The 13799-nt window shown below is 71.7% G+C and carries 13 protein-coding genes; 8 read left to right on the top strand and 5 right to left on the bottom strand.

The window, feature by feature from the left end; translation table 11 throughout:
• Positions 1–239 precede the first annotated feature (239 nt).
• Positions 240–3428, bottom strand: coding sequence for a cytochrome P450 (locus TU31_RS31200; protein ID WP_042160842.1), 3189 nt, complete (start codon positions 3426–3428; stop codon positions 240–242).
• A gap of 105 nt (positions 3429–3533) precedes the next feature.
• Here TU31_RS31200 and TU31_RS31205 point away from each other — a divergent pair, with 105 nt between their 5' ends.
• The 4 genes from TU31_RS31205 (at position 3534) to TU31_RS31220 (ending at position 6674) form a co-directional block, all read left to right on the top strand.
• Complete coding sequence (locus TU31_RS31205) at positions 3534–4241, top strand: PAS domain-containing protein (RefSeq protein ID WP_042160844.1); 708 nt, start codon at positions 3534–3536, stop codon at positions 4239–4241.
• Between the two features lie 80 nt (positions 4242–4321).
• Complete coding sequence (locus tag TU31_RS31210) at positions 4322–4783, top strand: universal stress protein (protein ID WP_042160846.1); 462 nt, start codon at positions 4322–4324, stop codon at positions 4781–4783.
• Between the two features lie 98 nt (positions 4784–4881).
• Positions 4882–5097, top strand: a complete 216-nt coding sequence (locus TU31_RS31215) for a dodecin (RefSeq protein WP_042160848.1) — start codon at positions 4882–4884, stop codon at positions 5095–5097.
• A 125-nt stretch (positions 5098–5222) separates the two neighbouring features.
• Positions 5223–6674 carry an amino acid permease gene (locus tag TU31_RS31220; RefSeq protein ID WP_370682781.1) on the top strand — a complete coding sequence of 484 codons (1452 nt, stop codon included), beginning with the start codon at positions 5223–5225 and terminating at the stop codon, positions 6672–6674.
• 75 nt (positions 6675–6749) lie between these two features.
• On the opposite strand, the gene TU31_RS31225 is transcribed toward TU31_RS31220, so the two are convergent.
• Positions 6750–7226: a hypothetical protein gene (locus TU31_RS31225; RefSeq protein ID WP_018088483.1), complete on the bottom strand. Its 477-nt coding sequence runs from the start codon at positions 7224–7226 to the stop codon at positions 6750–6752.
• A gap of 505 nt (positions 7227–7731) precedes the next feature.
• On the opposite strand from TU31_RS31225, the gene TU31_RS31230 reads away from it, so the two are divergent.
• Positions 7732–8469: a class I SAM-dependent methyltransferase gene (locus TU31_RS31230; RefSeq protein WP_042160852.1), complete on the top strand. Its 738-nt coding sequence runs from the start codon at positions 7732–7734 to the stop codon at positions 8467–8469.
• 46 nt (positions 8470–8515) lie between these two features.
• Here TU31_RS31230 and TU31_RS31235 read toward each other — a convergent pair whose 3' ends face one another.
• Positions 8516–9457, bottom strand: coding sequence for a LysR family transcriptional regulator (locus TU31_RS31235; protein ID WP_042160854.1), 942 nt, complete (start codon positions 9455–9457; stop codon positions 8516–8518).
• A gap of 120 nt (positions 9458–9577) precedes the next feature.
• Here TU31_RS31235 and TU31_RS31240 point away from each other — a divergent pair, with 120 nt between their 5' ends.
• Together TU31_RS31240 and TU31_RS31245 are read left to right on the top strand one after the other, a co-directional pair.
• Complete coding sequence (locus TU31_RS31240) at positions 9578–10021, top strand: tautomerase family protein (RefSeq protein ID WP_042160856.1); 444 nt, start codon at positions 9578–9580, stop codon at positions 10019–10021.
• 242 nt (positions 10022–10263) lie between these two features.
• Positions 10264–12648 carry a GH92 family glycosyl hydrolase gene (locus TU31_RS31245; RefSeq protein ID WP_107070788.1) on the top strand — a complete coding sequence of 795 codons (2385 nt, stop codon included), beginning with the start codon at positions 10264–10266 and terminating at the stop codon, positions 12646–12648.
• 90 nt (positions 12649–12738) lie between these two features.
• Here TU31_RS31245 and TU31_RS40000 read toward each other — a convergent pair whose 3' ends face one another.
• Positions 12739–12921 (bottom strand): hypothetical protein, encoded by a 183-nt coding sequence (locus tag TU31_RS40000; protein WP_306304278.1) that lies wholly within the window; start codon positions 12919–12921, stop codon positions 12739–12741.
• Positions 12922–13034: 113 nt separating this feature from the next.
• Between TU31_RS40000 and TU31_RS31255 the strand changes: the two genes are divergently transcribed.
• Positions 13035–13448 (top strand): LysR family transcriptional regulator, encoded by a 414-nt coding sequence (locus tag TU31_RS31255; RefSeq protein WP_052719125.1) that lies wholly within the window; start codon positions 13035–13037, stop codon positions 13446–13448.
• Between the two features lie 85 nt (positions 13449–13533).
• Here TU31_RS31255 and TU31_RS31260 read toward each other — a convergent pair whose 3' ends face one another.
• Positions 13534–13746, bottom strand: coding sequence for an EF-hand domain-containing protein (locus TU31_RS31260; RefSeq protein ID WP_042160858.1), 213 nt, complete (start codon positions 13744–13746; stop codon positions 13534–13536).
• Positions 13747–13799 lie beyond the last annotated feature (53 nt).

The raw sequence follows: 13799 nt of genomic DNA on the forward strand, positions 1-13799 counted from the left end.
GCGGCGTGCGGCGTGCGGCGTGCGGCCCGGAGAACGGTGCGGGCCCACCGGCCGCCCCTCCCCCACTTGGCCCGGGGAGGCCGTAAATCCGGCCCCACGCCTCCCCCCCACCCCCGAACCCACCCCCGCCCCCTCCCCCGAAGGGGGAGGAGGGGGAGGGGGCGGGGGAGAGCCTTGCGGGCCTGAGCAGCCCTCAGGCCCGCCGCGTACACATCAGCCTTGCGGGTCCCGCGCCCCCCTCAGCCCGCCGCGTACACATCCTCGATGTAGCGGCCGGAGACGGTCAGTTCGCGTAGCCAGGCCTCGGATTCCTGCGGGGAGGCGCCGGTGTGTGCGCCGTGCAGCTCGCGGAAGGCGGCCCGTACACCGGGGGCCATCCGGCTGCCGTCCCCGCAGACGTACACCCGCGCGCCGGCCTTCAGCAGCTCCCACACCTCGGTGGCCTCGGCGGCGATCCGGTGCTGGACGAAGCGGTGGCCGTTTTCGGGGCGCTCGCTGAAGACGGGGCGTACGGAGATGACGCCGGCGGCTTCGGCCGCGGTGAACTCCGCGGCGTGCAGGAAGTCGCCGGTGGGGTCGTCACAGCCGAAGTAGAGCCGGGCGGGGGTCCGCCGGCCCGCGGCGACGCGGTCGGCGACGGCGCCGCGGAAGGGCGCGAGGCCGGTGCCCGCCGCGACCAGGATGACGGGAGTGTCATCGGCCGGGTCGAGGCGGAAGGCCTCGCGGCAGGGCTGGACGCGGGCCAGTACGGTGTCGCCGGGCCGCACACCGTGCAGATAGGTCGAGCCGGTGCCGCCGGGCAGCAGCGAGACCATCAGATCGGCGTGCCGGGCGTCGGTGGCGGGCGAGGACGACAGCGAGTAGTGCCGGGTGCGCAGCGGCGGCAGCAGCTCCAGCAGCACCGGCCAGGGCAGCGCCCCGCACAGCGCCGGGTAGGCCTCGATCAGCTCGATCAGGGTGCGCGGATCGTCCTCGGCGAGGGTCTCCAGGGCCTGTCGCTCGGGCGGACAGGGGTTGTGGGCGGCGAGCACGGCGACCTGTTCGGGGGTCGGCCGCCGGCCAAGCTCCAGGTGGTGGGTGAGCAACTGCCGCACCGTCAGGGGCCGGTCGACCGGCAGGGTGTCGCGTCCGGCGCGGCGGCCGGAGTGCAGCGCGAGGACGGTGTCCGGGTCCACGCCCAGGGCCCGGGCGGCCCGCTCGACAGCGGCAAGGGCGTTGGCCGGCAGCACCGCGAGGTGGTCGGCCGTGCGGTAGCGGACGCCGTCCGGCAGGGCGATCCGCAGGAAACGCTTGGGCCGCGGCCAGCCCTCGGCGGTGAGGTCGTACGCCTCGGTGACGGTCATCGGGACGAGGTCATGGCGGGCGGCGAGGGCGTCCAGCGGACCGCCGGTGATTTCGGTGACGGTGTAGCCGGTGTCCTCCGGGGCCGCCGCGCCGGCGCCGACGGTCGCCGGGTCGCCGTACCGCGTCAGCAGCTCGGTGCGCAGCGCCGCGGTGAACTCCTTGACGGTGCCGCCGAGGTCGCCGGAGGCATCGGCCTCGGCGCGCGGCAGCAGCCGGTGGGCGCCGAGCGCGGCGAGCCGGTCGTCGATCAGGGTGGGTATGTGCTGGTAGGTGGCGGCCCAGTTGCGGTCGCCGACGCCGAGCACGGCGAACGGCAGGTCCGCGGCGGCGCCGTCCTGTGCGGTGTTCAGCCACTGGACGAAGGCGGTCGCGTCGTCCGTGGGCTGGCCGTTGTAGGAGGCGGCGACGATGACGACCGGGCGGTCGGCGGGCAGCGTACCGGCGCAGGCGTCCAGCGGCGCCACATCGGCGGTGAAGCCGAGTCCGGTGGCCTCGTCGGCGAGCCGCTCGGCGAACTCGCGGCAGGTGCCGTAGTTGCTGCCGTGCAACAGCAGCAGTCCGGTGCCCTGGGGGACACGGGTCGGCAGCCCCTCGTCGGTGGCTACGTCACTCCCGGTGCCCTCGGCGCCGCCGGGGAGCACGGCCAGCGCGGCGCGGACCGCGGCCCGGTCGGCGGGCGTCCGGGCGGCCAGGGTGAGGGTGAACCCGTCGGGCTTGAGGGTCAGCGTCTCCTTGATGCGCAGCCGGTAGTCGCCGTGGTCGATCAGGCGGTAGCGGTGGGCGAGGAGGGCGAGCAGCATGGTCGCCTCGTGGAGCGCGAACTGCCGCCCGATGCAGGCGCGTTCACCGGTCCCGAAGGGCTTGTACGCATGCGGTGAGCGGGCCGCCTCGGCCTCCGGGCTGAAGCGGGAGGGGTCGAACAGCTCGGGGTTGTCGCCCCAGGCGGGGTCGCGGTGCAGCATCGGGGTGAGCACGGTGACCAGTTCCCCGGCCTTCACCGGGTAGCGGCCGCCGAGCAGGGTGTCCTCATGGGCCTGCCGGGTGAAGGCGGCGGCGGTGGGCCACAGCCGCAGCGCCTCGTTGAGGACCTGCCGGGTGAACGGCAGCCGTCCGATGTCCTCGAACGAGGGGTCGGGGTCGGCCTGGTCGCCCCACAGCTCGTCGGCCTCGCGCTGGACCATGCGCAGCGCGAGCGGGTCCTTGAGCAGGTGGTAGAGCGCGAAGGAGAGCGCGCCCGAGGTGGTCTCGTGCCCGGCGATCAGGAAGGTGATGACCTGGTTGCGGATGTTGGCGAGATCCAGGGTGGGGCCGTCGCCCGCGGCGCCGTCCTCCTGCCCCCGGGCGCCGAGCATCAGGCCGAGCAGATCGTCGTCGCCGCTCTCGCCGCTCGCCGTGCGGGCGGCGATGACCTCGTCGACGACGGACGCGAGATAGTCGGCGTCGGCCTGGAAGGCCGCGTCCGCCGCGGAGTGGTCGGCGTCGGGGTCGCGGGAGAACTTCGTCATGCTCCATTCGAGGCAGCGCACCATGGCCTCGACGAACGGGTGCGGGGTGTCACCGCGGGAGAACGACTCGAAGTCGAAGCCGAAGCCGGCCAGTCCGATGGTGTCCAGCGTCATCCGGGTCATGTCCTCGGCGACCTGGACGGGCGTGCCGTCGGCGACCCGCCGGTCCCAGGCGGCCATGACCCGGCGGGCGACCTCGAGCATCGCCGGGTGGTAGGTGCGCATCGAGCCGAGCGCGAAGGCCGGCATCAGGACCTCGTGTGCCTTGGCCCAGTTCGGCTCGTCGTTGTAGGCGGTGAACAGACCGTCACCGGCGAACTCTCTGACGTTCTCCAGGACGACCGACACACCCTTGCTGAAGCGGGATTCGTCGGCGACCTCGGTGACCAGATCGAGCGAGGAGAGAAACAGCGTCTCCCGCTCGCCGAACTTGCGCTTGAAGACCGGGCCGTGGATCCGGGCGAGGTCCATGGACTGCTGGATGGGCGTGTGGGTGAGCCCGGCGTCCGTGAGGTCGGCCACCGGAATGCCGTCATCGGCGGCGCGTTCGTCGCTGTGGAGCGCGATGGTGTCGGTCATGTCTCCAGCGTGAGGGCCCCCACGTGCAGGTCACGCCCGGACAACTGCATGATTGTGCAGTGGTTTTTCGCTGCTCGCCCTTGCGCGCGGACCGGAGAAGGGGCAATGGACGACGGGACTGCCGGCGGTGCACCGGGCACCGACGCCGACGGCGCGGGCAAGCCGTCCTGTGACCGCGCGGAAATCGACCCGGCCGGGCCGTACGCGGACGGGCCCTGGCGCAATTACTTCCTGATTCTGCTGGACCGTATCCCCACGCCGATCGCGGTGTGCCGGGCCCATGGCGAGGTGCTGATCGCGAACCCTGCCATGGCCGCCCAGTGGGGTGCGGCACCGGGACAGCTGCGCGGCCGCAATCTGCTGGACCTCTTCGAGCCCCGGGCGAAGGCGCAGCTCGACCGGCTGACCGAGGCGCTGCGCCTGGGGCGCCGGTCGCGCTATCCGGTGGAGGTGCGCTGGCGGGACGGGTCCGACGGCAGTGCACGGGAAGGGGAGCTGACGATCGATCCGGTGGGCGATCCGTCGGTGAACCCACCCGCCCTGCTGGCGCTGCTGCGGGTCGGCGACCCCGCTCCGGCACCGGCGCCGCGCGCCCCGGCGAGCCCGGTGGAGGCCCGCATCCTGGCGCTGGCCGCGGGCGGCGCGACCACGGCGTCGATCGGTACGGCGCTCGGGCTGACGGTCGACGGGGTGAACTACCACCTCACCCGGCTGGCCCGCCGCTGGCGGGTGCAGGGCCGTACGGCACTGGTGGCCAGGGCGTATGTGCTGGGCGTGCTGTCGGCGGACAGCTGGCCGCCGGCTCCCGCCTGACCGGGCCGGGCGGCGGGCCCCGGGGACGGCGGCGCGGCCCGCGGGCCCGGCAGCACGTGTGTGCGGATAACCTCCGTGGTGTGGAGGAGAACGCAGCCGCGCGGTTCGAGCGCGGAACGGACGGCCCGAAGGTCATCGTCGTCGGTATCGACGGCTCCGACTCGTCGTGGCGCGCCGCCGCCTATGCGGCGGGGCTGGCCAGGCGCCAGGCCTCGAAGCTCGCCCTGGTCTACGTCCAGCCGGTGCTGCCGGCCGGCGCGGCGATGGGGGCTCCGGTGGTGGATGCCACGAACGAGGTGGCCGAGGAGCTGATGGCCGAGATCCGCAGCGCGACCGAGCGGCTCCAGGGGATCTACCAGGTGCGCTGGGAGTTCCACACCCTGCGGGGCGACCCGTACAACGGCATGGTGCAGATGGCCGACGACCTGAAGGCCGATGCGGTGGTGGTCGGCGCCTCGGAGACCGCCGGGCACCGCATCATGGGCTCGGTCGCGGTCCGGCTGGTCAAGGCCGGCCGCTGGCCGGTCACCGTCGTGCCGTAGGCCCCCGGGCCGCCCGCCGCTCCGCTGGTGGGGTACGGCGCCCTGATGCACGGTGGAAAGTGGACGGGCGGAGCGCCGCCCCGGCGAGGGAGACCACCGTGACCGACCGCACCTATCGTGTGACCGAGATCGTCGGGACGTCCCAGCAGAGCATGGACGCCGCGGTCAGGAATGGCATCAAACGCGCCTCGGACACTCTGCGCAATCTCGACTGGTTCGAGATCACCCAGGTCCGCGGGCATATCGTCAACGGCGAGATCGACCATTACCAGGTCGGCCTGAAGGTCGGTTTCCGGCTGGAGGACGCCGATTGAACACCTCTCCCGTGTACGTCTCCCGGCGAGTCCTGGCACTACTAGGGAGTCGCCTTCCTTAGTCGCCCCCGAGGGTCCATGATGATCCGCCGTCGGACCACGACGGAGCCTACGGAGGGATGACGATGGGCCTGCGCGCGGGACAGGGCGTATTGCGCCGTAAACCGATCGAACACATTGAAGAGGCGGAAGGCACCGCGAGCCAGCAGCTCACCCGGGCGCTCGGCCTGTGGCAGCTGACCGCCATCGGCGTCGGCGGCATCATCGGCGCGGGAATCTTCACACTGGCCGGCACCGTCGCGAATGAGAAAGCCGGACCGGCGGTGCTGATCTCCTTTCTCATCGCGGGTATCGCGAGTGCCGCTGCGGCGTTTTCCTACGCGGAGTTCGCCGGGCTGATCCCGAAGGCGGGCTCGGCCTACACCTATGGCTACGCGGTCCTCGGTGAGGTGGCGGGCTGGTTCATCGGCTGGGATCTGCTGCTGGAGTACACCGCGATCGTGGCGGTGGTCGCGATCGGGATCTCCGGCTATTTCGGCTTTCTGCTCGGCGAAATGGGCGTCGATCTGCCCGCCTGGATGCTGGGCGCGCCGGGAACGGGGCCGGGGCACCGGGTGGACCTTTTCGCCGCGGTGCTCTGTCTGCTGATCGCCTATCTGCTGACCCTGGGCATCAAGAACGCCGCACGCTTCGAGACGATCGTGGTGGGCCTGAAGGTCCTGGTGGTCATCGTGGTGATCGCGGTCGGCTTCTTCCACATCAACACCTCGAACTACCAGCCGTTCTTCCCGTTCGGGGTGACCGGCGCCTTCACCGGCGCGGCCACCGTATTCTTCGCCGTTTTCGGCTATGACGCGATGAGCACCGCGGCCGAGGAGTCCAAGGACGCCCAGCGCCATATGCCGAAGGCGATCATGTATTCGCTGGCGATCTCGATGGTGCTGTACGTCCTCGCCTGCCTGGTGCTGACGGGTATGCAGAACTACAAGGACATCGACCCGGAGAGCGGTTTCTCTTCGGCGTTCAAGTCGGTGGGGCTGAGCAGCCTCGCGGATGTCATCGCGGTCGGCGCGATCATCGGCATTCTGACCGTCATGTTCACCTTCATGCTCGGGGTGACCCGGGTGTGGTTCTCGATGAGCCGCGACGGTCTGCTGCCGAAGTGGTTCGCCAAGACCAGCCCGAAGCACCATGTGCCGACCCGGGTGACCTGGATCGTCGGCTTCGCCTCCGCGGCCATCGCGGGTTTCCTGCCGATCGGGGAGGCCGCCGAGCTGACGAACATCGGCATCCTGCTCGCGTTCGTGGTGGTCTGCATCGCGGTGATCGTGCTCCGCTACAAGCGTCCCGACCTGCCGCGAACGTTCCGTACGCCGGGGATGCCGGTGGTGCCGGCGATCGGGGTGTGCTTCTCGATCTGGCTGATCACGTTCCTGGCCTGGCAGACCTGGGTCCGGTTCGCGGTGTGGTTCCTGGTCGGCATGGTCATCTACTTCGCCTACTCCTACCGCCGCTCGAACCTGGCGCGGGCGGAACGGGAGGCGTCCGGTGCGGGGGGCGGCCAGGGGAAGCTGTGAGCCGCGCCCGCTGACCGGGCGGCGGTCGTACGGCGGGGACCGGCGGGCGTGGGTCCGCCGGCCCCCGCCCGTCTCTCAGAAGACGAACGGTCCGGGCGACTGCTTGGACGTGGCCTGGCAGGTGGCCGTGATGCCGAACACCACGACCTTCAGGGAGGTGGCCTCCAGGCGGTCGCCCGCGGCGACCGTACCGCTGAGCGGTCCGGTGGAGACCGGGCTGCCGGCCGGGATCGCCGGGTTGGCCTTGCCGCTGAACTGCGTGGTACCGGAGCCGTTCTTGGTGAGCGTGAGGGTGGACGCCACCGAGTTCGCACCGATGGCTATGGGTGAGGTGATCGCCGAGGTGGAGAGGCTGATGGTCGCGGCCGTGCCGTTCTGGGTCGCGGTGAGCGTCCCCGTACCGGAACCGTAGAAGCCGCAGTTGAAGGAGAGGGTGGCGGTGCCGGGGGTCACCGCGGGGGCGGCCGGTGCCATCGCGAGGGTGCCCGCGGTGGCGACGGCGACGACAAGTGCCGTACGGAAGCCGAATCTGCCGGGTCTGAGGTGCTTCATAGGGGGGTTACCGCCTTCATGAGGGGGGTGCAGGTCCATGGCACCGGCCGTCGAGGGGTGCGGGAGGAACGACAGGCAGCCACCCGGGGGCCGCGGTCGGACCCCGTGCCGACGCACCGTCCGGGATCTGACGGATGCTCAGCGACCTGAATCGCTGCCCATTGAGGCATGCGCCCCTGAAGAGAGCAAGGCAGAACCCCCATGATTTTCGGGGTTCCCGGCCGCAGAATGACGCGTCCGGAACACCCTCCTCATCCGTCCCACTGCACCACCCTCAGGGCCTCGCCGGCCGCCGGTCGGAAAACTCGGCCCGGCGCAGCGGGAATTGCCCCCTTCACGACCCTCGACGGGGGTGTGAGCGGGAGCCCACCCCATGCCGCAGGGGCACCCTCCGCCCTCTCGCCCCGGCCCCTCACACCCCCGGTGGCGGCATCCTGGCATCCGCTCTGATCTGGGCTTTTGTACCCGCCGACCCTACGATCGCCGCAACGAAAGGGGGGACCGGATGGACCGGGACATCCGCACCGTGGACGACGTACTCAGGCTTCTGGACGGCCTGTTCGCACCGGAGGCCGACCGCTGGACGAGCGAGGGGGCCGGGTGGTGGGACGGCTTCTACGCGGACCGCGACCGGGCGGTGCCGTTCTTCGTGGCGAAGCCCGACGAGCATCTGGTCTCGTACCTCGACCGCGGGCTGATCGCCCCGGGCCGGGCCCTCGACCTGGGCTGTGGGCCGGGCCGCAATGCGCTGCACCTCGCCTCGCTGGGCTTCACGGTGGACGCCGTCGACCTCTCCCCGGCGGCCGTCGCCTGGGGCGAGGAGCGCGCCCGGGAGGCGGGCGCCCAGGTCACGTTCCACTGCGGCGACGCCTTCGCGCCGGCCGGTGACGAGCTCAGCGGCCCCTACGACCTGATTCACGACTCCGGCTGCTTTCATCATCTGCCGCCGCACCGCCGCATCAGCTACCTCGCCCTTCTCGACCGGCTGCTCGCGCCCGGCGGCCATCTCGCGCTCACCTGCTTCGCGGCCGGCGGGATGGGGTCCGAACTCCCCGACGCCGAGTTCTACCGCCAGGCCCGCCTCCACGGCGGCCTCGCCTACAGCCCCGAGTCGCTGCGCCGGATCTTCTCCGGCCTGACGGAGGTCGAACTGCGCCGTATGCACGACGAGCCGCCGGAGTCCCCGTACTTCGGCGAGGACTTCCTCTGGACGGCCCTGTTCCGTCGCGATGCCCGGGCATGACGTCCACGGGCCGTGGGACGCGGCCGGCCGCGGCGCCCCCGAGTGCTCAGCGGGTGCCGCTGGGCAGGGGGCGCCCTTCCGCCGGCCGGGCGGTGGTAGGCGCCAGATGACCGGCGGCCGACTCCGCCAGGGTGCGCAGCGCCGGGTGCCAGGGGCGGGTCTGCGGTCCGGTCAGGACGAGGCGGCGCGAGGTCTGCGGCTTCAGCGGCAGCAGGACCAGGTCGGCGGGGATCAGCGAGCGGGAGACCTCGGACAGGACGGTCACACCGATCCCGGCCTGCACCATGCGGATCAGCGTCGCCAGGTCCCGCACCCGGTGTGTGGGGGCGAAACGCAGTCCGGCCCGGCGGTGGAGCGTACGGACCCGGTCCTCGCAGCCGTTGGGTGAGATCAGGAGCGGGTCGTCCTCCAGGTCGCGGAGGTCGACACCGGGTTCGTCCGCGAGCGGGTGGTCCCGGGGCAGCAGGGCCCGGTACTCGTCCGTGGCGAGCTGGATGCCGGGGTCGGCGTGGGGAAACGCCCTGGCGGCGGCCGGGGGCGGATCGATCAGGACGGCGGCATCGGCCGTCCCGTCCTCCAGCCAGGCCGCGACCTCGCCGCTGTCGCCCTCGAAGACCCGCACGGTGATCCGGGGCTGATCCTCGCGCCAGTGCCGGAGCAGGCCGGGGACCAGCCCCTGGCAGACCGTTGGTGTGGCGGCCAGCCGCACGGTGCCGGTCATGGTCCCGGTCGCATCGGCCGCGATCTGCTCCACGGACCGGACCGCCGACAGCGCCATCCGGGCGTGCGGCAGGACCCGTTCACCGAGTGCGGTCGTCCGCACGGGGTGGGCGCGGATCAGCAGCGGTGCGGCCAACTCGCGTTCCAGGGAAGCGACGGCGTGCGACACCGCCGACTGGCTCATGCCCAGCTCGGCGGCGGCCGCACTGAACCCGCCCGCGTCGACGACGGCGAGAAAGGCCCTCAGCTGGGGAAGGTTCAGGGTCATGCGTCGGCCTCATATCCCTATGACGGCTATGCGTTGGATCCATGATGCCCGGTTCGGTGACGCTGGCTTCGTGCCGCCGGTTCCGTGCGGTGACACCCCGAGCAGATACCGAGGAGAGCCATGCCGTACTTCCGGGTCACCGTCCCCGACCCCGACCGCCCCACCGACGTCCAGCGCGCCCTCGCCGAGGGGCTGACGCGGCTGGCGGTCACGGTGCTGCGCAAGTCCGGCGCGCGCACCATCGTCCACCTCAACCTGGTGCCGCCCGGCCGCTATTACGTCGACAGCGCGCCCCTGACCGACGGCCGTGACGCACATGTGGAGGCGAGTCTCACCGCGGGCACCAACAGCGCCGCGGAGAAGGCCGCCTTCATCGCCGCGGCCGATGAGCTGCTGTCGGACCTCCTCGGCCCACTCCCCCGCTCCGGTGTCGCGCTGCACGAACTGCACCCGGAGAGCTACGGCTACAACGGGGTGACCCAACTCGACTACTACCGGCGGGCCGTGGCCGCACCGGCAGCCACTCCGGAGGCCCCCGCCGCACCCGTCGCCGCCGCCCGCTGAGCCTTCCGCCCGGTCGCGTGCGCGCTGTCCGGCGCGCCCCGTTCACTCCCGGGAAGATGCGCCCGGCTCCTCGACGGGGGCCGGGCGTACCGGAGTTACTCCGGCGGCACCTCTTGACGCGCACTGGGCCGCCGCCAAGAATGAGCGCGCTCTGACAACGTTGTCGACCGCGCAGGCCGTGTGCGCTCGTCCGCACGGGCCGGCCGGCAGTCCGGCGACCCAACCCCCGGAGGTCCGGATCCATGCCATGGCTGAGTCGTACCCGCCTGCGTACCGCGGGCGCGGTGCTGGCGGCCGCGCTCATCGGGAGCGCGCTCGCGGTCCCCACCGCGCAGGCCGAGCCGCCCGGCGGCCCGCTCACCGACCTGGTCAACCCGTTCATCGGCAGCCAGAAGGACGGCAACACCTACCCGGGTGCCGCCGTGCCGTTCGGAATGGTCCAACTCTCCCCGGATACCGGTCATTTCACCGGCTACGGCTACGACGACGACCACATCCGCGGCTTCAGTTCGGTGCACATCTCGGGCGTGGGCTGCGGGCTCGGCGGTGACCTGCCGGTGCTGCCCACCACGGGCGACATCACCGAGACCGACTATGCGAAGTACGCGGCCGGCTACCGCCACGACGACGAGTCGGCCCGGCCCGGCTACTACCGCGTCGGCCTGTCGTCCTACGGCGGGATCACCGCCGAGCTCACCGCGACCGCCCGCACCGGGAAGCAGCGCTACACCTTCCCGGCCACCGACAAGGCCAATGTGCTGCTCAATACGGGTCAGTCGCTGCACAGGACGGTCTCGACCCGGGTCGAGGTGCTGGATTCACGCACCATCCGCACCGCCATCACCGGCCGCGGTTTCTGCCAGGACACCAAGCCGTACACCGTCCACACGATCACCCGCTTCGACCGGCCGTTCACCTCGTACGGGACCTGGGACGGCGACAAGGTGACGGCCGGGTCCACGAAGTCCACCGCCACCGGCCGGCACGGCGCCTACGCCCGCTTCGACACCCGCACGGACCGTACCGTCGAGGCGACCACGGCCCTCAGCTATGTGGACGCGGCGGGCGCCGCCCGCAATCTGCGGGCCGAGGGCGGCAGTTCCTTCGACCGGGCGAAGGCGGCGGCCGATGCCGCCTGGGAACGGCGACTGGGGCTGGTGAAGACCCAGGGCGGCGACCGGACGCTGCGCCGTACCTTCTACTCCTCGCTCTACCGGTCCTTCCTCGCGCCGAACATCGGCAGTGACGTGGACGGGCGCTACACCGGATGGGACCAGCGGACCCATCGCGCCAAGGGCTTCACCTACTACCAGAACTGGTCGTTGTGGGACACCTATCGCACCCAGGCGCAGCTGCTGGCGCTGCTGGCGCCGGGCGAGTCCCGCGATATGGCGCTGTCGGTGCTGCGGATCGCCAAGGAGAGCGGCTGGCTGCCCAAGTGGGGCTACGGAACGGTCGAGACGAACATCATGACCGGCGATCCGGTCACCCCGTTCCTGACCAACGCCTATCAGCAAGGGCTGTTGCGGGGCCATGAGGAGGAGGCGTACGCGGCGCTGAAGAAGAACGCCGACGGAGTGCCGCCGGCGGATTCGCCGGCGGTTGGCCGGGAGGCCAACGCGCCCTACCTCAAGGACGGCTTCGCCCCGTACGTCAAGGGCCGTCCGCACACCAAGCCCGGCGACTCCGACTTCGACCACGGTGCCTCGGCGACCCTCGAATACGCCCTGTCGGACGCGATGCTGGCCCAGATGGCGCGCGATCTGGGGCACGGCAAGGACGCCGACCGGTATGCGGCCCGCGCTCAGAACTACCGCAAGATCTTCGACGGTTCGACCGGCTTCTTCCGGGCCCGCGACGCACAGGGCGCCTTCACCGGTCCGGCCGACCCGGCCAAGAGCGAGGGCTTCCACGAGGGCACGTCCTGGCAGTACCAGTGGCTGGTGCCGCAGGACCTGCCGGGGATGCTGCGGCTGATCGGCGGCAAGGACAAGGCCGATGAGCGCCTGGACGCGTTCTTCGCCTACCGGAAGCTGCTGGAGGACCCGGAGAAGACGGCCCGCGAGGTGTGGGTCAACGGTCCCTACGATTACTACAACGCCGACAAGTACAACCCGCAGAACGAGCCGGATCTGATCGCGCCGTACACCTATCTCTCCACCGGCCGCCCCTGGAAGACGACGGATGTGGTGCATGCGGCGCTGACCCTGTTCACCGACGCGCCGTCCGGGATGACCGGGAACGACGATCTGGGGACGATGTCGGCGTGGATGGTGCTCTCCTCGATCGGGGTGTTCCCGGTGCAGCCGGGCACCGACAGCTGGGGGCTGAGCACACCCGTCTTCGACCGGGTGGACCTGACCCTGGACCGGCGCTACTACCCGTCCGGGCACTTCACGGTCACGGCGCCCGGCACCTCCGACGCCCACCGCTATGTGCAGTCGGTCCGTCTGGACGGCGCCGGCCACGACCGGACCTACCTCACCACCGGCGATCTGCGCTCGGGTCGTGAACTGGCCTTCACCGTGGGCCCGAAGCCGTCCGGCTGGGGCACCGGTGACCAGGCCGCACCGCCGCCGGTGGGCACCGCCTCAGCCGCGCACCAGCAGTCCCACCGCAAGGGCTGAGACCACCACGGCGGAGAGCAGCGCGGTGACGGCCCGCCCCCGTGGGCCGGTCAGCGTCCTGCCCAGCACGGGTCCGCCCGCCGACGGCCTCTACGCGCTGGCCGCGGTGGCCGGCGGCGCCGTCGCCACCCCGGGCGCCGCCGAGGCACCGACCCGGAACGAGGTCCGGGCGGTGACGCTCACCAGCAGTACGGCCAGCGCGCCGACGGGAACGGCCAGCGCATAGCCCGCCCCCAGGCCCGGCAGAAAGGCTTCGGTCAGGATCTCGGTCATGCCGTCCACCTTCGGGCGGTCCCATGTGGTGGGTCCATCGAAAGTTTCCGCAGGGAACCGTGCGGCATCTCCGCACGGTTGGGGCGGGGCCCGTGCGGCTACGCTGTCCCCGCATGATCGATCCCCGGTTACAGACCCTGCGCGTCCTGCATCAGCGGGGCACCGTCACCGCGACCGCCGAGGCGCTGCATCTGACGCCGTCGACGGTCTCCCAGCAGCTGCGGCAGCTGTCGGCCCGGCTGGGGCTGGAGCTCCTGGAGCCGGCGGGCCGCAACGTGCGTCTGACTCCGGCGGCGTTGGCGCTGGTGGAGCACGCCGATGCGCTGTTCGTGCGCTGGGAGGAGGCGCGTGCGGATCTCGCGGGGTACGCGGACGGGGTGGCCGGGCGGCTACGGATCACGGGGGTGGCGACGGCGATCGCCGGTGCTGGCGCCGGTGCCGGAACGCTGTCCGGTCGTACGGGTGCCGCTGCGCGGGGAGCCGCTCCCCATACGGCGGTTCCTGGCGGCCGTACGGCGCGGCAGTGAGCGCCGGCCCCCGATCGCCCGCGGGCTGGCGGCGCTGCGCGCGGCCGCGGGCGAACGGGAGGCGAAGGGGGTGTGAGCGGGCGCGTCAGGCCTGGAGGGCCTGCCAGAACTCGTCGAAGGACATCCGGCCGTCGCTGTCGGTGTCCTTGGCCTTGATGACCGCCTCGGCGACCGGGCCGGTGACGAACGGGTCGCCCATCTCGGCCATCGCGTGCTTGAACTCCTCCGGCGTGACCTGGCCGTCGCCGTCCGCGTCGAACCGGTCGAACGCCGCCCTGGCCTTCTCCATGTCTGCCATGTGAGGTGCCCCCTTCGTGGTGCTGCGCAGTGCTGCGCGGTGGTGATACCTGG

It is taken from the genome of Streptomyces lydicamycinicus, from assembly GCF_000829715.2.
GTDB classification, from domain to species: Bacteria; Actinomycetota; Actinomycetes; order Streptomycetales; family Streptomycetaceae; genus Streptomyces; species Streptomyces lydicamycinicus.